The following is a 21,311-nucleotide window of genomic DNA, read 5'->3' on the forward strand; positions in this document are numbered from 1 at the left end:
TTTATTTCATCAGTATTGAAGCCATATGCTGTTTAGCATTTTTCAGAATTTGCCTGGTCTTATCGATGGAATATTTCTTACTCGCTGCCAACTGGGCCAGGGTTTGCTGTTCCAGGTAAAATTTCGTCAGGAAATACTTCTCTTCTGCGGGCAACTGACTAATCACCGTATTCACCTGCGCTAAGAGCTGCTGCTGTTCCTTTTGATTCATAGCAGCTTGCTCAATCCTGTTTTCGACTTGCTGAATTTCCCTGGATTCTGTAGTAGAGAAGAAGGGCAGGTTCCTGTCAGACTTATCCTGCATGGCCTTGATATTGTAATGAATCCACTCATTCACCTTGTGAATGGTCTGGGTCTTCAAAGAATTGCTCAGGCGCTGTAGCAGTACCGGAAACACGTCATCCGCGCCCGTTCCCGGTGCGGTATTTAAATAGGGTAGACATACAGCCACCATCAAGTGACTATACCTTTCCAAAAGAACACCTTCGGCTTCCTGGTCTTTCAACTTTCTCGCCCTGGATATTAATTCTTTGTCCGACAAATTAGTTAACTGCTGTAGCATAGTGTTACCTATATTTACATATGAAAACCTAAAAGGTTCCATTTAGACATATAATTATTTTAGACAATTAATATGCCATATGCAATTACGGTGGTGCCTGTCATGCCTTTAAGGGCAGAACCCGCCCATAGAAGTGAAATGATCTCACAGGCGCTGTGGGGAGAATGCGTAACCATCACAGTACACGGACAAGATGGCTGGGTGAGGGTAAAATGTCAGTATGATGACTACGAAGGATGGGCGACAGTTAACCACCTGGAAATCATAGAAGAAGACTTATTCAACGCGCCATATACACATTATACTGCCAATTGGGTCAATACTGTCAAAATGAATGGCCAGCCCATGCAGGTTCCTTTGGGATGCCTGGTGAAAGCCACCGATGGGGCTGTAACAGTTTGGGGAAAGTGGCAGGTACAGTTTGAGGAAACGCTCAAAACTCCATTTCTGGACGAAACAGGGCTACGTGCCCGGGCGTTCCAGTTCCTGAATACAGCCTATTTATGGGGTGGAAAGTCTGTATACGGCGTAGATTGTTCCGGCTTTACGCAGACGGTGTTTAAAACACTGGGCATCTCATTGATGCGGGATGCTTACCAGCAGGCCACACAGGGAACGGTGGTAGATTTTCTGCAGGAAGTGAAGCTGGGTGACCTGGCGTTTTTTGACAATGAAGCAGGGCGGATTACACATGTAGGCATCCTGCTAAACGATCATGAGATTATACATTCATCTGGTAAGGTAAGGGTAGATCCGATAGATAATCAGGGGATAATTAATGCGGAGACAGGGGTAAGGACGCACAACCTGAGGATTATAAAAAGATATTTCTAGGGGCGGGTAGTTCCCTTCTCAAACAAAAAAGCTTTTGCCACCGGCAAAAGCTTTTTTGTTACGTAATTATTTATTGAACTTCTTCTTATACCCTTCAATGCTCTCAAGAATAATCCTCTCAGCCACTTCCTTATTCTGAAATTCAGCCACTTTTACCTCTTTGTGCTCAAGTCTCTTGTACTCTTCAAAGAAGTGACGCATTTCAGCAGTGAAATGAGGCGGCAATTCAGTAATATCGTTAATATAGTTCACGCTCATATCATTCGCAGCTACAGCAATGATCTTATCATCCGCTTCACCACCATCGATCATCTGCATTACACCGATCACCTTTGCTTCCATGATACACATTGGCACTACATCCACCTGTGACAGGATCAGGATATCCAGTGGATCATGATCATCACAGTATGTCTGAGGAATAAAGCCATAGTTTGCCGGATAGTATACGGAAGAATACAGCACTCTGTCCAGTTTAAGCAGACCGGTTTCCTTGTCCAGCTCATATTTAGCGCGGCAGCCTTTCGGTATTTCAATAATCGCATTTACGACTTTGGGTGATTCAGATCCTGTGCTGACTTGATGCCAGGGATTGTTCGTCGTCATCTTCAAAACTATTTTTTTGTTTATTATTATTTTGGTGTCACCGGCATTGTCAGTATTACAAAAAGAAAAAGGCTGTCCAAGTCGGTTGCGGGACTTTGGTCAGCTGTTTTAACCTTATGCAATGTGGAATTTAACTTTTGCTGGCGCGTCGCAAAAATAAGGAACTCAACTGTAAATCCAAATTTACAGGGATGGTAGGACTATTTTTGATCCGGAGACTGTACACCGATTGTATCCTGCTGCATGATGGTGGCAGAATCCATGGTAGGGGTAGCCGGAGGCATATAATTAGGAATTATGCTTTCTAATGACAGCGATATTTTCCATTGACCGTTTTCCTTCACAAGCTGTAATCTCTCCTGTTGTTTAGAAGAAGAGTTCAGCACCGTTACCGTCGCTTTGTCTCCATTTTCCTGTGTGTCTACTACTTCGATACCTGCCTTTTTGATTTTTGCCCTTTCGGTTTCATTGCGGCGTGCATCGAAAAATGAATATAACTGGATCACCTGCTGCGATTCCCTCGTCGCATAATCCCTGGCGAGGTCGAAGTTAGATTCCTGAATAGCATGCATAAAATTCAGTGCTACCTCCTGTGGGGAAGCACGTTTTTTACAGCCGCTCAGTACAACACCGGATATTAAAATCAGGACAAGAAAGCGCAGATATTTGGTCATGCAATTGTTCATTATAGATAAGAGGTAACAAAAATAGGAGGAAAGTAGAAATTTACAAAAAAGCGATAAGGAGTCATTGGCCATGGTTGCAGACTTGTGTTCCCTAAATGAGTAATTACTGTGTCTGGCCATCGGTACAGGTTCATATTGTTGTTCAATTCGCATAATAAAAAGTGAACATACAATAAACGCTGTTAAGGAAGTGTTAATTGTCCCTCCGTTCCTCTTTTTCTTTATCCCTTTCCCTGGCCCTGTGATGTTGATGTTGTTCCTCTTTTTCCTTTGCCGCATCATATGCACGTATGATGGCTTTTACCAGGCGGTGTCTTACCACATCTTCTTCATCCAGTTCCAGGTAACCAATGCCATCGACGTTACGAAGAATACGGCTGGCTTTTGTCAACCCTGATTGCTGATTTTTGGGCAGGTCCACCTGGGTCATATCACCTGTGATGATCGCCTTTGCGTTAGGACCAATACGGGTCAGGAACATTTTCATCTGGAGGTCGGTCGCATTCTGCGCTTCATCCAGGATAATGAAAGAGTTGTCCAGCGTACGGCCACGCATGTATGCCAGTGGAGCAATTTCAATGACGCGGTTGGTCATGTAATAGCTCAGTTTATCAGCTGGAATCATGTCGTCGAGGGCATCATACAGTGGGCGCAGGTATGGATCAATCTTTTCTTTGAGGTCGCCCGGAAGGAAGCCCAGGTTTTCACCAGCTTCTACCGCGGGGCGGGTAAGGATGATTTTCCTGACTGCTTTATTTTTCAGTGCGCGTACGGCAAGTGCCACAGCAGTATAAGTTTTACCGGTACCGGCGGGGCCGATGGCAAAGATGATGTCATTCTTTTCAGCCATCGCTACCATCTTTTTCTGGTTGGCGGTTCTTGCTCTTACATTGCGGCCATTAGGGCCAAAGACGAGGATTTCGTTGGAATTACGGTCTTTGAAGTTGTCAACCGTTTCTTCGTCTCCTAAAATTTGTTCAAAGTAATTTTCACTAAGGTTACCATTGCGCTCCAGGTAAGAAATGATTTGCGTGATTTTTTCCTGTGCTGTAGCTACTTCTTCCGGTGCACCGGATATTTTGAGTTGAGTACCCCGGGAGAGAATCTTTAGCAGCGGGAATTTTTTCTTCAGCAGGTCGAGCTTTCCGTTGTTGACCCCAAAAAACTCGATAGGGTTAATGCTGTCTAAGTTGATGATTGATTCTGTCAAGTGTTGTCTTATTTAAAAGTGAAAAGGGACCGATGGTTAAGTGGCTAACCGGATACCCATCAGTCCCTACGGTATCCTAGAGTTTGTAGCCCTGCGCTTTGAAGGCTTCTACCTTTTCCGCGATTGCGGGGTTGCTCAGTGCGAGTATACGTGCGGCCAGAACGGCAGCATTTCTGGCACCTGCTTTACCCACCGCCAGTGTACCTACAGGCAGACCAGCTGGCATCTGCACAATAGAATATAAAGCGTCAATACCCCCCGGTAAACCACCTTCCAAAGGTACACCCAGTACCGGCAGGGAAGTGTAAGCAGATACCACGCCCGGCAGTGCGGCAGCCATACCAGCAGCGGCAATAACCACGCCAAAGCCTTTTTCTTTGGCAGTGATACACAGTTCTCTTACTTTGTCAGGATTGCGATGTGCAGACGCAACAATCATTTCGCTTTCAATGTTAAAAAACTGTAAGAATTTTACCGATTCATCCATTACAGGCTTGTCGCTCTCTGAGCCCATGAGAATTAAAACTTTCATTCTATTTTTCTTTTTTGAGTTTTAGAAGGTCCTCTCTGATTTGGCCAAAGATAGGTGCCATTTCTATTCTGTGGAAAAAGCAAAATCCACAATGGGTGGAAAAAACGCAAAATTAGGGGGAAAATAGCCGTTATGCAATTTTTAACAGGGAATATTAACAGGAAGTTCAAAACTTACATGAAAAGATTGTTACCTCTCCTGAAAATATCCTTTAAAAAATAATAATATATTCCCTATTTTTAAGAACTTATCCTACAGAAATTTATGAATGATGCCATTATAAACAAGGCTATCGCTTCGTTTGTACCGGCACTGTTACTAGACCTTAATGGAAACCTATTATCGGCCAATGATCGGGCCAGGGGACTTGTGCAGTTACCGGGGGGGAATGCAGGAAAAGTCCACTATGATCACCTGATTGGGGAGAGCACCGGCATATACTGGGGAGCACTATGCGCAACCTTACAAAACGGACTAAAAGCGGGTGTGGAATTTGCAGGTACGGGTGGGCAGTGGACAGCATGGCAGTTGCTGGCCCAGGATGAATATTTTGTATTACTGGGGCAGGAAATAGCCCAGCCAGATAAATTATTTAATCACCTTCCACTAGGTATCCAACAATTCTCCGTGGATGGCTTCCCTATAAAAAGCAATAGCTTACAGCAAGACAACTGGGGACCTCATCACCCTATTTTCATCCAGCCGGGATATAATATCCTCCAGGATCCCGTATACCGCCAGATCGGCCTCAGCCAGCTGTTTGAAGAAGCTGTTGCAACCGGCCGGCCCGCTAAGAAAGAAATCCTGTTACGCTACCAGGAATATGCCGTTGGCGATGCCATCCGGTTATCTCCCTGTTACTATGAGGCAACCGTTTTTCCGGCCTTTAACCTGCAAAAAGAAATCACCGACCTCTATCTTTTGCTCAAAGAGGTGACCGCCCAGAAGCTCACCCTCATGGGCCTGGAAAAAAGTGCCCGCCTGCTGGACAGTGTGGTAGAACACCTGCCCATCGGCTATGTACAGTTTGATCACCATGGGTTCATGCGCCGGATCAATCATACACACCGCGAGTTTTTGCAGATACGCCCTGGTTTGGAGGAAGGAAGCTTCAACATCATGAGCGATCCTTTTTCCAGGCTGTATGGCTTCAACGAACTGTTCATGACCGTGGTGACGGAAAACAGGATGATCCGCAAAGAAATCGAAGTCGACTTTTCGGCGGAAACTATCTATACAGAACAGTCACAGGTGCGCTGGATGGACATTACGCTCTTTCCCCTCCAGGACCCTGTCGACAAAAAGATGATCGTCGTAGCCCTCATCAACGATATTACAGACAGGAAGCTGGAGCATTTCATGCGTACAGAGCTGCAGCGCAATACCGAGCAGCTGCACCTCTTTTTCGATGCGGTCGATATGGGATACGCCACCCTGGAGCGCGATGGCCGGGTAAACTTCATCAACCGGAAAGCTGCTCAAATGGCAGGTGTGGAAATTCAACCCGGGTGTAATATCTTTGACATTATCCCTGAGTTCAGAACGCCGTCTCCATTTTTAGACAGACTGGCGCAGGCTATGAAAAGTACTGTATCAGAGTCATTCAGCAGCTACTTTTACCGGGTGGACAAGTGGTACGATTTCCTCGTCACACCTATGCGTGACAACACCGTCTCTGTTTTCATCCGGGATATTACAGGTAGCCGTAAATTGCAAAAAGAATTACATAGGGCCAACAGTCAGCTGAGTAAGCTGAACCGGAACTTATTGAACCAAAACCAGCAGCTGGAAGATTTTGCGCACATCACATCGCACAACCTGCGGGCACCGATCGCCAACCTGAAAGCACTGATGCAACTGCACAATCGCTCTGACGAAGAAGCCGAGAAGGAAGAATACCTGGGCATGCTCGAAGCCGTCATCAATAAAACGGATGAAACGCTCAACGACCTGGTAAATGTGGTGCAGATACGAAAGGAAACAGACATAGGACGGGAGCTGATTTCCTTCGAAGACAGGCTGCAATATGTGTTGCATGTGCTGATGCTGGAAGTAAACCAGAGCGGTCTGCAAATCACCACCGACCTGCAGGAAGCGCCAACGATCAGGTTTCCGCGCATATACCTGGACAGCATTCTGCTAAACCTGATCACCAATGCCATCCGTTACCGAAAGCCGGAGGTAACGCCGGTTCTGCACTTCAGCAGCCGGAAAGAAAAAGGGGTGATCACGCTTGCTGCCCAGGACAACGGGATGGGGATTGATATGAATCGCTTTGGCAGCAAGCTGTTTGGCTTTAGAAAGACATTTCATAAAAATTCAGATGCAAAGGGAATCGGCTTATTTATCACCAAAACCCAGGTAGAAGCAATGGGCGGAAGTATAAGTGCAGAGAGTGCACCTGGCCGGGGTACCAAATTTATTATTACCTTTAAAACCGAATAAATCCCTGTATGCAATTGCTCAATATGATCTTTATTGTTGACGATGACCCGATTCATCAGCAAATAGCAAACCTGATGATCAAACGACAAGGGATCGGGGAGAAAGTGAAGGCTTTTTCCGAAGCACAGGACGCGCTCAACTACCTGCGCGAATATATCTACGAGCCAGACCTGCTGCCAGACCTGATTTTGCTGGATCTGAACATGCCAGTCATGGATGGCTGGGATTTCCTGAATGATTATGCCGGGTTTTACGAAAAGCTACCTAAAAAGATCGGCATTTTTGTACTCACTTCCTCTATCGACGATAGTGACAGAAAGAAAGTAGACGATTATGCTTTTGTAAAAGGGTATCTCACCAAACCCTTGTCCAGCGAGATTATCAACAAACTCCAGGCGGAGTAAAAATAAAAATCCCGCCACTTATAAAGGGCGGGACCAAATATGTGTTTGAACACGATTATGCATACTTCAGTGCCTTTATGGCTTCAGCGGGATCAGGGGCGTTGAACACCGAACTGCCAGCTACCAGTACATCGGCTCCGGCCGCTATTATTTCCGCAGCATTGTCCGTAGTAATACCTCCATCTACTTCAATTAATGCATGTGCCTGATGCGCTTCTATCAGGGCACGCAGTTGCTTTATTTTAGTCAGCGACTGCTCTATAAAGTGTTGGCCGCCGAAACCGGGGTTTACACTCATGATAAGTACGAGGTCGAGGTCTTTGATCACATTTTCCAGCAGGTGTACAGGTGTATGCGGGTTCAGGGCTACGCCTGCCTGCATGCCAAGATTTTTGATCTGCTGGATATTGCGGTGTAAGTGGGTACATGCTTCGTAGTGTACGGTAAGAATGTCTGCACCGGCTTTTTTGAAGTCTTCCGCATACTTTTCAGGCTCTTCAATCATCAGGTGCACATCACAGATCTTGCGGGCTGCTTTTTTAATATGGGAAATGACGGGTAGTCCAAAACTGATATTAGGCACAAAACGTCCATCCATTACATCGAGGTGCAACCAGTCCGCCTCACTGTTGTTCAGCATGTCTACTTCCTTGCCGAGCTCCAGGAAATTGGAGGCGAGGAGGGAGGGTGCGATAAGGGTATTCTTCTTTTTCAAAGGAACAACGTTTTTTTTAAGCTACGAATGTAAATCATTTCTGTATGTTGGCCAGCGCCTCTTTGGCTTCCGTGAAATCCTTCTTAAAGGTCACGGCCTTGCTGTAATCGTCTATAGCCTGCTGTTTTCTACCCAGTTTTTCGTTGCACCTGCCACGGTAGTAATAGGCTTCACCATCAGTAGGCCCCGACTTACAAGCCATGTTAAAGTAGTTGTATGCCGGCTGCCATTCCTGTTGTCTGAAATAGATTTTTCCCAGGGCAAAATAGTTGTCGCCATCTTCAGGATCGATATTGATGGCATTCTTGAATGCGGTAATGGCGGCGGCCAGTTTGCTTTCCTGCTCGTAAAATTTACCGATGGCATAGGTAGCATCGTCATTGGTAGAATCCATTCTGGCGGCCAGTTGATAGTACTGCAATGAAGCAGGTGCATGGCGCTGTGCCAGCAGGTCGCCCAGTTCCATAACGGCATCGTAATCACTTTGCAATCCGGCCTGGTCAATGGCTGTTTTCAGGTGCTGGATAGCGAGTGTGGTATCTTTATTCTCTTCTGCAATTTTAGCTTTGAGATAATAGGCTTTATCGTGATTGGCAGGGTCATTGGCCAGCTTAGAGGCCAGACTGTCTGCACGTTTGTATTGTTTATTTTCAATCAGGGCGGTGGCAAGGCGGTATTGCAGGTAAGCATACTTTGGCGCCAGGTGCAGGGCCTTTTCGAAGTTGGTCACAGCCTGTTTGTAGTTTTCGACCAGGATGGCAGCTTCTCCGGCTCCTGCCCAGTAGTCAGGTACGTTGGGCTTGAGCTGGGCTGCTTTTTCGAAGTCTTTTTGTGCCAGCCCCGGGTCTGTGTTGAATAATAAAAGGGCTCTTCTGAAATGCAGGTCTGCATTGCCAGGAAATTTACTGAGAGAGTCTGTCAATGGCTGTATCATAGGCGCATAGAGCGCGGAGTCGGATGTTGCATCTGCTGTATGCTCCGTAGAGTTGGAGTTGCAGGCAAACAGGATAGGCATTGCAATAAGGGCCAGGTATTTCATACAGCAATATTAAAATAAAAAAAATTAGCCTGTATCAAAAGTAAGATACAGGCTATTTTTATTCGGGTACCTGATGGAAACAGGCATCGTTTTAACCGATTCTCAGGAGGTTATTTTGGTTTTGATCCAACCTCATTTTTTTAAAACCTTTATTGCTTCATCAGCCAGTCTTTCAGGGCTGCATAGTCGTTCGGGAGTGGTACGGATTGTTTTTCCAGGGAGTAGAGGTTTTGCACCCTGTCTGGTGTTACAATCTGTGATTGCAGGCTGGCTGGTGCAGTGTCTGCGAATTTCACCGGGTGAGCAGTTTCGAGGAACACTCCTGTTGTGCCAGATCCTGCCAGGTACTTTTGCAGGCCCAGGTAACCTACGGCCCCATGTGGATCCAGCATGTAGTGATATTTACTCCATACTTCTTCCATGGTGGCTACTGTAGCCTGGTCATCAAAGCTGTAGGCAGTGAGCTTTTCTTTCAGCGCAGGCAGGCTGTTGGTAAACAGTTGCAGTATTCGTACAAAGTTGCTCGGATCGGCTACGTCCATGGCATTGGAAAGTGTAGGCTTAGCCTGCCCGGGTTCGTACTGACCATTTTCCATAAAGCGGGGCACCGTATCATTTACGTTCGTACTGGCCACGAAGTGCTTTACTGGTAGCCCCATAGCAGCAGCCATCATGCCTGCGCAGATGTTGCCGAAGTTGCCGGAAGGTACGGAGAATACAACCTCTTTTTTAAGTTGTTTATAAGCCAGCAGGTAATAAAACATTTGTGGCAGCCAGCGGGCCACGTTGATAGAGTTGGCGCTGGTAAGCAGGCTGTGTGCCTGCAGTTCTGCATCCAGGAAAGCGGTTTTCACCATACGCTGACAGTCGTCGAAGGTACCCGCTATTTCCAGGGCAGTGATATTTTTACCCAGTGTAGTCAGTTGTTTTTCCTGCAGGGTGCTCACTTTACCGCTGGGGTAGAGGATCACCACTTTTACACCCGGTACATCGTAGAAGCCATTGGCTACGGCCCCGCCTGTATCGCCGGAGGTAGCTACCAGCACCGTTACCGGGCGGGTATCATTCCTGCGGAAGTAACCAAGGCAACCAGCCATAAAGCGGGCGCCTACATCCTTGAAGGCGAGGGTAGGGCCATGCCACAGTTCAAGGGAATAGATATTGTCATGAACAGGTGCTACCGGAAAAGGGAAGCTCAGGGTATCGGCAATGATTTTGCGCAGCACCTCGTCAGGAATTTCTTCACCTACAAAAGGTTTGATGGCGGCATAGCCAATTTCAACGGCATCCAGTTTGTCGATATTGTCAAAGAAGCTTTTGTCAAATGCAGGGATGCGCTCCGGGAAGTACAGCCCTTTGTCCGGTGCAAGACCTGCTACTACTGCATCTTCGAACGATACGATATGTTGATGATTCTGTAAACTATAGTATTTCATTTTACGCTTTTGATATTTTTACACCTTCCGTATTGATTTTGGAAACATGGATTTTGTAATCCACGCCCAAAGGTGCATATACGGTATTCATCATTTCTGCTACACTGCGGGCATTGGCTTCGCCTTTGCTCAGCATGAATACAGAAGGGCCGGAACCAGAGATACCACCACCCAGGGCGCCTGCTTCCTTACATTTTACTTTCAGTTCGTAGAATGCGGGGATGAGAATAGCACGTACCGGTTCTACAATCACATCTTCCAGTGCACGGCTGATGAGGTCATAGTTCTCCTGGTAGAGCCCTGCTACGAGTGCGCCGACATTGCCCCACTGGCGGATAGCATCGGTCATGAGCACTTTTTGTTTCAGGATCTCGCGGGCATCGGAAGTCTTCACTTCAATCTGGGGATGGATCACCGTCACCCAGAGTTCTGATGGTGTATGGAGACCTGTAATATCAAGCGGTTTATAACTTCTTACAAGGGTGAAGCCGCCCAGGATCGCGGGGGCTACATTGTCTGCATGCGCAGCGCCACTGGCCAGTCGCTCTCCTTCCATGGCAAAGCGTACGAGTTGCTTGCGGCTGAAAGGCTCGCCCAGCAGGTGGTTGGCACCTACTACGGCACCTGCACTGCTGGCGGCACTGGAGCCAATGCCGCTGCCTGGCGTGATATTCTTAAATAATTCCAGTTCTATACCAGCATCCGGATTTCCCAGCTTTTGCAACAATGCCTGTATTGCCACACCGCATACGTTTTGTGCAGGATCTGTAGACAGATTTGCACCATGTACCTTCGTGATAGTTACGCCTGGTTTGTCGCTCCTGCGCATGATGAATTCATCGCCGGGTGCGTCCATGGCCAACCCGATCACATCAAAGCCACAGGCTACATTGGCTACCGTTGCGGGGGCAAATACTTTTATACAATCATTTTCCATCGATCTTTGCTTTGTGATTGAACATTTAAGATAAACATTATCTGGCAGAACGGATAATATCTGCAAAGATACCAGAAGCGGTTACATCTGCGCCGGCGCCCGCACCTTTTACGATGAGTGGCTGGTCAGCATATCGGTTAGTGGTATAGAGCACAATGTTATCTTTTCCAAGCAGGTTGTAAAAAGGATGATCCGGCGCTACGGATTGCAGCCCTACAGAAGCTTTGCCATTTTCATAGCGGGCCACGAACTTCAGGCGTTTGCCTTCTTTGGCAGCAGCTTCATACAGTCCTTTGAAGTGAGCGGCATGCACATCCAGCTGCTCGTAAAATGCAGCTACATTTGGTGCATGCAGTGCTTCGGCAGGCAGGAAGGAATGGTTGGTGATGTCTTCCAGCTCCATTCTGGCGCCACTTTCGCGGGCCAGGATCAGGATTTTGCGCATTACATCCACCCCACTCAGGTCGATGCGTGGATCTGGTTCGGTATATCCTTCGTCCTGCGCGGCTTTTACTACTTCACGGAAGCTGGCGCCATCCACGAAGTTGTTGAACACGAAGTTCAGGCTACCACTCAGTACGGCTTCGATGCTGTTTACCTTGTCACCACTGCGGATCAGGTCATTCAGGGTGTTGATCACCGGCAGGCCGGCGCCTACGTTGGTTTCGAACAGGAAAGAAGCGTTGAATTTACGCGCAGTTTCTTTCAGGCTCTTATAGTAGTTGTAGTCAGAAGAACATGCAATCTTGTTGCAGGTTACGACAGAGATACCATGTTGCAGGAACTCCCCGTAGATGGCGGCTACTTCAGGACTGGCGGTGTTGTCCACGAATACGCTGTTGCGCAGGTTGAGGGCTTTGATCTTTTGAGCAAAGCCTTTCATATCGGAGTTTTCGCCATTTTCCAGCAACTGGCGCCATTCGGGCAGGTTGATAGAAGTATGGCCGAATGCCATTTTCTTACTGTTTGCAATACCAGCCACACGTATGTGCAAACCCAGTTCATTCATGAGGTAGTTGTGCTGTTGGTTCAGTTGTTCCAGCAGTTTGCCACCAACGTTGCCCACACCGGCAATGAATACATTCACCTGTTTCAGCGGGGTTTCGAAGAAAGCTTCGTGGATCACGTTCAGCGCTTTCTTTACATCGTTTTTATTGATCACTACCGAGATGTTCTTTTCAGTAGAACCCTGTGCGATGGCGCGGATGTTCACACCGTTGCGACCCAGTGCAGCAAAGAGTTTGCCGCTGGTGCCGTGGTGGTTTTTCATCTTGTCGCCCACTACCGCCACAATGCTCATATCTCTTTCAACTACGAGCGGTTGTATGCGTTTTTCCTGTATTTCCTGTGCAAATTCGCTGTCTACCGCCTGTTTGGATTTCAGCATATCAGCTTCATGGATACCCACGGTGATAGAGTGTTCAGAAGAGCTCTGGGTGATGAGGATCACATTGATCTTTTCCTGTAGCAGGGCTTCGAACAGGCGTTTGGAGAAACCGGGAATACCCACCATGCCACTACCTTCGAGGGTGAGCAGGGCGATCTTCTGGATACCGCTGATACCTGTAACCGGGTAGTTGCGACCATTGCCATCAGGCGTATGGATGAGAGTACCATAATCATCGGGCGCAAAAGTATTTTTGATCCAGATAGGTATTTTCTTGTCCATTACCGGTTGGATGGTAGGCGGGTAGATCACCTTGGCGCCAAAGTGAGACAGTTCCATGGCCTCAGCATAGCTGATGTGAGGGATTGGAATAGCCTGTGATACCAGGCGTGGATCGGCGGTCATCATACCGCTTACATCGGTCCATATATCAAGTACGTCGGCATTGAGGGCGGCTGCGATGATAGCAGCAGTATAGTCGGAACCACCCCTGCCCAGGGTAGTGGTTTCGCCATCAGCAGTAGCGGCTACAAAGCCCGGGAGCACCACGTAGGTAGCGGTTTCCTGCTGAAAATACTGGTTAGTCTGATGATTGGTAGCGATGAAATTTACAGCTGCGTTACCATAGTTACCATCGGTTACGATCAGTTCGCGGCTGTCTTTCCATGCGGCAGTAAGGCCGCTGACTTTGAGTTTTTCAGCGAGCAGGTAAGAAGATACCAGTTCACCAAAGCTCATGATTTTATCCAACGATCTCGCGCTCAGTTCACCTACCTGGAAGATACCGTCACACAGTGTTTCCAGTACGTTTACGCGTTTTTTCACCTGAGAGATAATGCTGCTCTGCGCAGTGATAGGGAAGAGGGTTCGGATGGTGTCGAGGTGTTTGTTTTCAATCTCCTCTAATACGGTTTTGTATTGTTCCTGTCCTTGTCCGGCGAGGGTGCCTACCTGTATGAGTTTATCGGTGATGCCGCTCATAGCAGAAGCCACAATGGTAAGGCGTCCGTTTTGTTTTTTATTTTTTACGATCTCGCAAACCTGTTCTATCGCCTGGGCGCTTCCCATGGAGGTACCGCCAAATTTTAATACTTGCATGTCTGTAATTGTTAATACGTAAAGATCCTATCGCTTTTGCTGCTGGTTACCACGCTCAGTGGTCGTTGGATGATATGTGAAAATTAACCCCGGAGCGGGGTAATAATTGTGGTAGTAATAATAGTGCTGAAGCCTGCACCGGGGATGGTGCGGGATACAGAAGTGAAGTATGTAACTATAGGTAGCACTATTTTGTTTAATTTACTATTCGCAAACAAAAGTCTGGAATTACTTTTGAATTAGCAAATGAATTGTCAGAATTTTGAAATAATTTAAAATAAAGGGTGGTTTTTTGTAAAAATTTCCGGGTAATGGTTTGTCCCGGACAATAAAGCGTGTAATATCCGGTAATTCATTACATTTGTTACAACCACGTTACGATGCCTTATTTTCGCAACTTCACATATTATATCGATAAGCGCCGTTGGAAATACTGTTTTCTACTGGCAGCACTGGCAATGGACGGCCCTTTCTCTAAATAGTCGTTTGTCATAGAATTGTAACTCATACATCCAAAACATATTTGCAATGCCTCATTATTATAAGCTGGGAGAGATCCCGCACAAGCGTCATACCCAATTCCGCAAACCGGATGGGTCGTTGTATGCTGAACAGTTATTTTCCACAGAAGGTTTTTCTTCCAATTCTACCCTGCTATATCATTGTCATCCCCCTACCGAAATTGTAAAAGTAGATACTCCTTATTCAGCAGCGCCCAAAGTGGCGGAAGAAAAGATGCTGAAACATCGCAGTTTCCAGGGGTTTAACATCGCACCCAAAAAGGATTTCCTGCAGAGTAGAAAACCGGTATTGGTAAATAGTGATCTGCACATCGTATTAGCTGCTCCGCAGGAAAGTGTGACAGAATACTTTTATAAAAATGCCGATGCAGATGAAATGATCTTTGTGCACGAAGGTAGTGGTACCCTGCTCACGCAATACGGACAGCTGTCATTTGGGTATGGTGATTATTTGGTAATACCACGCGGTACTATATACCAGATCCATTTCAATAGTGCAGACAACAGGTTGTTTATTGTAGAATCATTTAGCCCGCTTCGTTATCCGCAGCGTTATTTAAGTAAGTATGGTCAGCTGTTAGAGCATGCCCCTTATTGTGAGCGCGACATCCGCCAGCCGGAGAACCTGGTAACGGTAGACCAGGCAGGTGATTATTTAATTAAGATAAAAAAGAAAGGCATGATGTATCCTATTCACTATGCGCATCATCCATTTGATGTAATAGGGTGGGATGGATGCGAGTACCCGTTTGCTTTTTCCATACATGATTTCGAACCTATCACAGGTCGTGTGCATCAGCCGCCGCCTGTGCATCAAACGTTTGAAGGGCACAATTTTGTGGTGTGTTCATTTGTACCAAGAATGTATGATTACCATCCGCAGTCTATACCTGCGCCTTACAATCATAGTAACATTGATAGCGATGAAGTGCTGTATTATGTAGATGGCGATTTCATGAGCCGCAAGCATGTAACACGGGGTATGATCACCTTACATCCCGGTGGTATTCCTCATGGACCACATCCGGGTACAGTAGAGAAGAGCATTGGTAAAACGGAAACGAAAGAGCTGGCGGTGATGGTAGATACCTTTCATCCGTTGCAGATTACAGACGATGCGCTGGGCATAGAGGATGAAAGTTATGTAATGAGCTGGAAAGAGTAACTCCTTAAAAAGATAGTATCGATGCAGGATCGCTTTTGTCTTCGGGCAAAAGCGATTTTTTTATATTGCAAGACTAAAACGGAAACAAAAATGGAATTTAGACAATTAGGGGAAAGCGAACTGAAGGTAAGTGCTATTACATTTGGCGCATGGGCGATAGGTGGATGGATGTGGGGTGGTGCGGAGCGCAAAGACGCTGTAGAAGCCATTAAAGCATCGATCGGCGAAGGCGTGACATCTATTGATACTGCACCGATCTACGGCCAGGGATTGAGTGAGGAAATTGTAGGCGAAGCCCTGAAAGGCACAGATCGCAGCAAAGTACAGATCCTCACTAAATTTGGTATGCGCTGGGACCTGGCAAAAGGAGAATTTGGTTTCAAGAGCAAAGACAACAGCGGTAAGGATATTGATATTTACAAATATGCCGGCCGGGAAAGCGTTATTCTCGAATGTGAGAATAGTCTGAAGCGACTGGGCACAGATTATATCGATCTGTTGCAGATTCACTGGCCTGATTCAACCACACCGGTGGAAGAAACCTTTGAAGCCGTTTTAAAATTAAAGCAGCAGGGTAAGATCCGCGAGGCAGGTGTGTGCAACTACAATGTAGCGCTCATGAAGCAGGCAGATGCTGTAGTGAAACTTGTTTCCAACCAGGTGCCTTTCAGCATGGTAGCGCGCGATATTGAAAAAGAAACAGTGCCTTACTGTATAGAAAACAAAAAGAGTATCCTGGCCTATAGTCCACTGCAACGTGGTTTGCTCACGGGTAAGATCAAACCCGGTCATCCATTTGGCGAAGGTGATACCCGTCCCGGCTCTAAATACTATAAAGAAGACAACCTGGTTCGGATCAATGCATTCCTTGACCAGATCCGCCCCATGGCAGAAAGTAAGAATGCGACCTTAGCCCAGCTGGTGATCCGCTGGACGATTGAAAGACCGGGTATTACAGTGGCATTGGTAGGTGCCCGCGATGCGAATCAGGCGATACAGAATGCAAGAGCGATCAATGTAAAACTAAGTGCAGAAGAGATAAAGTACATTAACGATAAACTATACCAGTTAGAATTGATTTAAATTTCAACAACGCCGGCCCCCACCCAAAGGGTGGGGGGCGGGAAAAGATAAAAGCAGCGAAGCTGCCAAGAGTAGCATTATTTAGTTTCGCAATACCCCTGCTGGATAATAGGAATATTTTCTATTACCATTCTTTTCTCTCCCCATGCCCGCAAATGTTCAATAAAAGGAATCAGCTCTTCTCCCACTTCCGTAAGGGAATACTCCACTCTTAACGGCACTTCATGATACACTTTTCTATCTATCAGCCCGTCTTCTTCCAGCTCCCGTAATGTCTGGGTCAGCATTTTAGGAGTGATATCCACGATCCCTCTGCGCAGCTGCCCATAACGCATAACAGAAAACCGTTTTAAGTAGTATATGATCCGTCCTTTATATTTACCGCCTATTCTTCGGAAAGCATAATCTACAGAACACATAGGCTCATGCGCATCATCTATTTTCTTTTTCAAGGAAGTTCTATTTTGCTGGTTACCAATAATAGTATCATTTTAGTGCCTAGGCTACTTAAAAGTATCTACTTGTTATAAAGTTACCATACTGGTAATTTCGAACCAAATTAAGCATATGGATCGCAGAACAATATTAAAAGGCCTGGCCTTACTGGGGGCAGGAGCAGTAATCCCTTTGAAAAGATTATCCGCATTACCTGCTTTTTCAAAAAGGCCCTATCATCAGTTCCAGTTGGGCGACCTTGAAATGACCGTATTAACAGATGGGCACATTAACCTGGCCCCTGTGCAGGCGGCATTCCCTAATGGCAGTGAGGATGCAGAGAAGGCATTGTTACAACAGCGTTTTCGTCCTACAGATGGGGTCGATCTGGGAATGAATATGCTGGTCATTAAAAAAGGGAGTGATTATATATTGATCGATACAGGTACAGGACCGGCATTTGGACCTTCTTCCGGGTGGTTGTTAGCGTCAATGGCTGATGCGGGTATCCGACCTGAAAATATCACAAGCATTATTATCTCTCACGGGCATCCGGATCATGTGGGGGGATTACTGACAAAAGACGATAAACCCGTATTTCCTGCAGCTACTATCTATCTTTCGAAAGTAGAACATGCATTTTGGATGGCGGCGAAACAGGATTTTTCAAAGTCCAGGTTCCCGGACAAGCAGCTGCTGGCTGTATTTACGGCTGCTACGCAGAAGACTTTCAGAATCTTACAACCACAGTTGCAGTTATTTGAGCACAATGCGGAGCTGTTGGGATGTATACGAATGGAAATAGCACCAGGTCATACCCCCGGGCATTCCATCACGCATATATACTCCGGCAATGAAAAGATGGTGCATATTGCAGATCTCGTACATTCTGATGTGTTGTTGTTCCCTCACCCTGAATGGGGATTTAACGGGGATACGGATATAGAGATGGCAGCCAGTACCCGCAGGCGTGTGATGAAAACACTGGCAGATGAGAAAATAAAAGTAATAGGATATCATCTGCCATGGCCGGGTATAGGGCATGTGCGGATGGAGGAAGCAGGGTTTGAGTGGGTCCCTGAGACTTATGCATATCCTGCTTAGTTATTTACCTGCTGTTTTTTGAAGTATTATATACATTGAATCCGTTCCAAGGGTACCCCGGAGCATCAGTTTGCCGGCATCGGCAGTAGACATTGTGCCACTGAAGGCGGGCTTATCTCCGGGAGTTTGCCACTTTATCTCCAGGTGATCGTTATCCTTTGTAAATTTTCCATACCATCTTCTTTGCGTTGTGTTAAATTCAAATACACAGGTATTTTTAATGTCAAAGTAGACAACGGTAAGCGTGCTGTCGTTGCAGTTAACCCTGTCAATATCCTGTTGATCCATCCGCAGGTGCCTGACAGCATATTTTCCTGTAAGCAGTGGGTATTTATCCACCTTATCCTGCATAGCGATGAATAGTAGCGGTATATAGATGATAGAGAGGCGGATGGCCATTTTAAGGAACCTGGAAAGAGGTACGACGGGCAGGTTACTGGTTACGGTAAAGAAGAATGCTTTCAGCCGGTCGAATTCAATGAACAGGAAATATAAGATACCCAGCATCATGAAGGAGGCATGAACAACGACGCTGTCGCCGATCTGGTAGAAGATGTCCATCAATAAAATATTGGCAAGAACAGGCAGCAATACAAAGACACCCACCAGCGTTGTTCTGCGGAAAAGCAGGAGTATAGCGCCTATGATCTGAAGCCCACCTATGATACAACCGAATAGATAAGAATGGCTGTAAAAAAGCCAGAACAATTGGTTGGGCGATAGACTGCGATAGGGAAGATCGAGCTGATATAAGGACATTACCAGCTGGCGGTGACAGATCTTTGACCACCCGAATTCAGCCAGGTCAAAGGCTACGCCATAGCGGATAAGACCCTGCCAGAAAGCAAGCGTAGCAGGATTATTGGTCTTGCGGGACTGCCATATAATAAGGTAAATAAGAGCGGCAAGGACTGAGATGAAGGGGATGATCGAAAGTTGGGGGATAGGTATCCAGGTGCGGAGATAGGTGATACAGAAGCGTAACGTAGCTGCTCCGATCACCAAACCTGCAATGATACAGGCGATCAGCTTCCTGGCAAAGGGAATTTTGTACATGCGGTATTGATTATTCGATATGGTTATGAAAATAAACTATCTGCAGGCAGCAGACAAATTTTAAAAATACAAGTGCGGGCTCGGTTTACATTTTTGCCTGCGGCCGGCTAAAAAAATCGAAACCGAGACACAACCACCCACTTGTTATTATCAAAACTATTGCATATTATTGCATTAGCAACTATCTAATGCACATTACGCGCACATACCACTCCTCTAAATCAGATCAGCGTCACAGCAAGTACTACTTCCTGATGGCTACGCTGGCAATGGATGCTGCAATCGCCTGATTACAGGTATTTTTCTCTATTACATACATATCTGTAACCTCTCCTTATTGATGTCAATGCATATCCGCATTGCCGTCACCCGTTCACATACACCAAAACTTTCTACATCTCTTTAAAATCAAACCACCATGAGTACTGCTCCTGATGCTGCTTTGGCAGCAGCTCCTGCCAATGTAAAAGACTTTTTACCATTGAATGGCACTGACTACGTTGAATTTTACGTAGGCAATGCAAAACAGGCTGCCCATTATTACAAAACCGCTTTCGGCTTCCAGTCACTCGCTTACGCCGGCCCTGAAACAGGTGTGAAAGACCGCGCATCGTATGTACTGGTGCAGAACAAACTCCGTTTTGTACTGACCACGCCGCTTCAGCCAAACAATGACCTCGCTGCACACATTGCCACACACGGCGATGGGGTAAAAGTGCTCGCCCTTTGGGTAGACGATGCCCGCTCTGCATTTGAAGAAACTGTAAAGCGGGGCGCTAAACCTTATATGGAGCCAAAAGAAGAAAAAGATGAATTTGGCACCGTAGTTCGTAGCGGCATTCACGCTTATGGCGATACCGTACACCTCTTTGTAGAAAGAAAGAACTACAACGGCCCTTTCCTGCCAGGTTACAAAGAATGGAAAACGACTTACAACCCTACTGACACAGGTCTCTTATATGTAGACCATTGCGTAGGCAATGTAGGTTGGAATGAAATGAATACCTGGGTAGACTTCTACGAAAAGGTAATGGGTTTCCGCAACCTGCTCTCCTTCGATGATAAAGACATTTCTACCGAGTATTCTGCCCTCATGAGTAAGGTGATGAGCAATGGCAACGGCCGTGTGAAATTCCCCATCAATGAGCCTGCAGAAGGGAAGAAGAAATCACAGATCGAAGAATACCTCGACTTTTACGGTGGCCCGGGCGTACAGCACGTAGCCATCGCTACCAACAATATTATTCAAACAGTAACCGACCTGCAGAACAGGGGAGTAGAGTTCCTGAAAGTACCCGGATCTTACTACGACACCCTGCTGGACAGGGTCGGCGAGATCGACGAAGACCTGCAGCCACTGAGAGAGCTGGGTATTCTCGTAGACCGCGACGACGAAGGTTACCTGTTACAGATATTCACAAAACCCGTACAGGACAGACCCACTGTTTTCTTTGAAATTATTCAGCGCAAAGGTGCCCAGTCATTTGGTAAGGGCAACTTCAAGGCATTGTTTGAATCTATTGAAAGAGAACAGGCATTAAGAGGTAACCTGTAAAAACCGGGTGAGTCTGTTCTATCGAAGATCCGCCGTTCTATTGTTGTTTTAGCAAGCAGGGCTGTTCCAACAGGAGCAGCCCTTTTTTATAGTTTAACATTTCCTTGACAATGAGCACATTATGCCCATCAGCCGCGACTATGGGGCAGATGCCTCCGGCATGCCACATTCGGGGGATTGCTAATGTTGCAAAATTTGAAATAATTTGCATAAGAGATCGTTGTTTATGAGAGTACAAACATTATTAGGCGCGTTATTTCTATTGGCAGGAATTTTTCAAATGATCACAGCTGTGCTGATCTATCAGGGAGAACGTCATTACATCCTTCGTTTCGCAAATCGGAAAGTAGGAATCGTGATATACGTTATTTTTTCAATATTATTGTTTTATCTTGCATATAGAACTTTCAATGCGCAACCGGACACCACACCGGTAAAACCATAAGGCGGATATAGAAGCGTCGAAGAAGCATCGAAGACGCGTCGAAGAACAATCGAACA

Annotated in this window: 19 protein-coding genes; 7 read left to right on the forward strand and 12 right to left on the reverse strand. The window is 46.3% G+C overall.

Annotated elements, in window-relative coordinates; translation table 11 throughout:
• Nucleotide 1: 1 nt before the first annotated feature.
• Nucleotides 2–562, reverse strand: coding sequence for a hypothetical protein (locus ABDW16_RS22765; protein WP_343672972.1), 561 nt, complete (start codon nt 560–562; stop codon nt 2–4).
• Nucleotides 563–634: 72 nt separating this feature from the next.
• Here ABDW16_RS22765 and ABDW16_RS22770 point away from each other — a divergent pair, with 72 nt between their 5' ends.
• Nucleotides 635–1,396, forward strand: a complete 762-nt coding sequence (locus ABDW16_RS22770; protein WP_343672974.1) for a C40 family peptidase — start codon at nt 635–637, stop codon at nt 1,394–1,396.
• A 66-nt stretch (nt 1,397–1,462) separates the two neighbouring features.
• Here the strand turns inward: ABDW16_RS22770 and ABDW16_RS22775 are convergent, their stop codons facing one another.
• From ABDW16_RS22775 to purE, 4 genes are all read right to left on the reverse strand, one after another.
• Nucleotides 1,463–2,002, reverse strand: coding sequence for an inorganic diphosphatase (locus ABDW16_RS22775; protein ID WP_116854765.1), 540 nt, complete (start codon nt 2,000–2,002; stop codon nt 1,463–1,465).
• A 200-nt stretch (nt 2,003–2,202) separates the two neighbouring features.
• A complete protein-coding gene (locus tag ABDW16_RS22780) occupies nt 2,203–2,676 on the reverse strand; it encodes a DUF4878 domain-containing protein (RefSeq protein WP_343672976.1) in 474 nt (157 codons plus the stop codon).
• Nucleotides 2,677–2,881: 205 nt separating this feature from the next.
• Nucleotides 2,882–3,898, reverse strand: coding sequence for a PhoH family protein (locus tag ABDW16_RS22785; protein ID WP_343672977.1), 1,017 nt, complete (start codon nt 3,896–3,898; stop codon nt 2,882–2,884).
• A 76-nt stretch (nt 3,899–3,974) separates the two neighbouring features.
• A complete protein-coding gene (gene purE, locus ABDW16_RS22790) occupies nt 3,975–4,430 on the reverse strand; it encodes a 5-(carboxyamino)imidazole ribonucleotide mutase (RefSeq protein ID WP_343672978.1) in 456 nt (151 codons plus the stop codon).
• 264 nt (nt 4,431–4,694) lie between these two features.
• On the opposite strand from purE, the gene ABDW16_RS22795 reads away from it, so the two are divergent.
• Together ABDW16_RS22795 and ABDW16_RS22800 are read left to right on the forward strand one after the other, a co-directional pair.
• Nucleotides 4,695–6,875, forward strand: a complete 2,181-nt coding sequence (locus ABDW16_RS22795) for a PAS domain-containing sensor histidine kinase (RefSeq protein WP_343672979.1) — start codon at nt 4,695–4,697, stop codon at nt 6,873–6,875.
• 8 nt (nt 6,876–6,883) lie between these two features.
• The gene (locus ABDW16_RS22800; RefSeq protein WP_343672980.1) at nt 6,884–7,279 is read left to right on the forward strand and encodes a response regulator; all 396 of its coding nucleotides are present in this window, start codon (nt 6,884–6,886) and stop codon (nt 7,277–7,279) included.
• A 55-nt stretch (nt 7,280–7,334) separates the two neighbouring features.
• On the opposite strand, the gene rpe is transcribed toward ABDW16_RS22800, so the two are convergent.
• The 5 genes from rpe to thrA all read right to left on the reverse strand — a co-directional run bounded on the left by rpe (nt 7,335) and on the right by thrA (nt 13,891).
• Nucleotides 7,335–7,994 carry a ribulose-phosphate 3-epimerase gene (rpe, locus tag ABDW16_RS22805; RefSeq protein WP_343672982.1) on the reverse strand — a complete coding sequence of 220 codons (660 nt, stop codon included), beginning with the start codon at nt 7,992–7,994 and terminating at the stop codon, nt 7,335–7,337.
• A 34-nt stretch (nt 7,995–8,028) separates the two neighbouring features.
• Nucleotides 8,029–9,033 (reverse strand): tetratricopeptide repeat protein, encoded by a 1,005-nt coding sequence (locus ABDW16_RS22810; protein ID WP_343672984.1) that lies wholly within the window; start codon nt 9,031–9,033, stop codon nt 8,029–8,031.
• Between the two features lie 149 nt (nt 9,034–9,182).
• Nucleotides 9,183–10,469: a threonine synthase gene (thrC, locus tag ABDW16_RS22815; RefSeq protein ID WP_343672985.1), complete on the reverse strand. Its 1,287-nt coding sequence runs from the start codon at nt 10,467–10,469 to the stop codon at nt 9,183–9,185.
• Between the two features lies 1 nt (nt 10,470).
• On the reverse strand, nt 10,471–11,406 hold the full coding sequence (locus ABDW16_RS22820; RefSeq protein ID WP_343672986.1) for a homoserine kinase: 936 nt from the start codon (nt 11,404–11,406) through the stop codon (nt 10,471–10,473).
• 37 nt (nt 11,407–11,443) lie between these two features.
• Nucleotides 11,444–13,891 (reverse strand): bifunctional aspartate kinase/homoserine dehydrogenase I, encoded by a 2,448-nt coding sequence (gene thrA / locus ABDW16_RS22825; RefSeq protein WP_343672987.1) that lies wholly within the window; start codon nt 13,889–13,891, stop codon nt 11,444–11,446.
• A 528-nt stretch (nt 13,892–14,419) separates the two neighbouring features.
• Between thrA and ABDW16_RS22830 the strand changes: the two genes are divergently transcribed.
• Together ABDW16_RS22830 and ABDW16_RS22835 are read left to right on the forward strand one after the other, a co-directional pair.
• Nucleotides 14,420–15,577 (forward strand): homogentisate 1,2-dioxygenase, encoded by a 1,158-nt coding sequence (locus ABDW16_RS22830; protein ID WP_343672988.1) that lies wholly within the window; start codon nt 14,420–14,422, stop codon nt 15,575–15,577.
• 90 nt (nt 15,578–15,667) lie between these two features.
• Entirely contained in the window at nt 15,668–16,660 is a 993-nt protein-coding gene (locus ABDW16_RS22835; protein WP_343672989.1) for an aldo/keto reductase, read from the forward strand.
• 77 nt (nt 16,661–16,737) lie between these two features.
• Here the strand turns inward: ABDW16_RS22835 and ABDW16_RS22840 are convergent, their stop codons facing one another.
• Complete coding sequence (locus ABDW16_RS22840; RefSeq protein WP_343672990.1) at nt 16,738–17,112, reverse strand: helix-turn-helix domain-containing protein; 375 nt, start codon at nt 17,110–17,112, stop codon at nt 16,738–16,740.
• A 115-nt stretch (nt 17,113–17,227) separates the two neighbouring features.
• Between ABDW16_RS22840 and ABDW16_RS22845 the strand changes: the two genes are divergently transcribed.
• The gene (locus ABDW16_RS22845; protein ID WP_343672992.1) at nt 17,228–18,199 is read left to right on the forward strand and encodes an MBL fold metallo-hydrolase; all 972 of its coding nucleotides are present in this window, start codon (nt 17,228–17,230) and stop codon (nt 18,197–18,199) included.
• Here ABDW16_RS22845 and ABDW16_RS22850 read toward each other — a convergent pair whose 3' ends face one another.
• Nucleotides 18,200–19,255, reverse strand: coding sequence for a hypothetical protein (locus tag ABDW16_RS22850; RefSeq protein WP_343672993.1), 1,056 nt, complete (start codon nt 19,253–19,255; stop codon nt 18,200–18,202).
• A 418-nt stretch (nt 19,256–19,673) separates the two neighbouring features.
• On the opposite strand from ABDW16_RS22850, the gene hppD reads away from it, so the two are divergent.
• Complete coding sequence (gene hppD / locus ABDW16_RS22855) at nt 19,674–20,810, forward strand: 4-hydroxyphenylpyruvate dioxygenase (RefSeq protein WP_343672994.1); 1,137 nt, start codon at nt 19,674–19,676, stop codon at nt 20,808–20,810.
• The last annotated feature ends 501 nt before the right edge of the window (nt 20,811–21,311 follow it).

Origin of the sequence: Chitinophaga sp. (genome assembly GCF_039596135.1) — a bacterium.
GTDB lineage: Bacteria > Bacteroidota > Bacteroidia > Chitinophagales > Chitinophagaceae > Chitinophaga.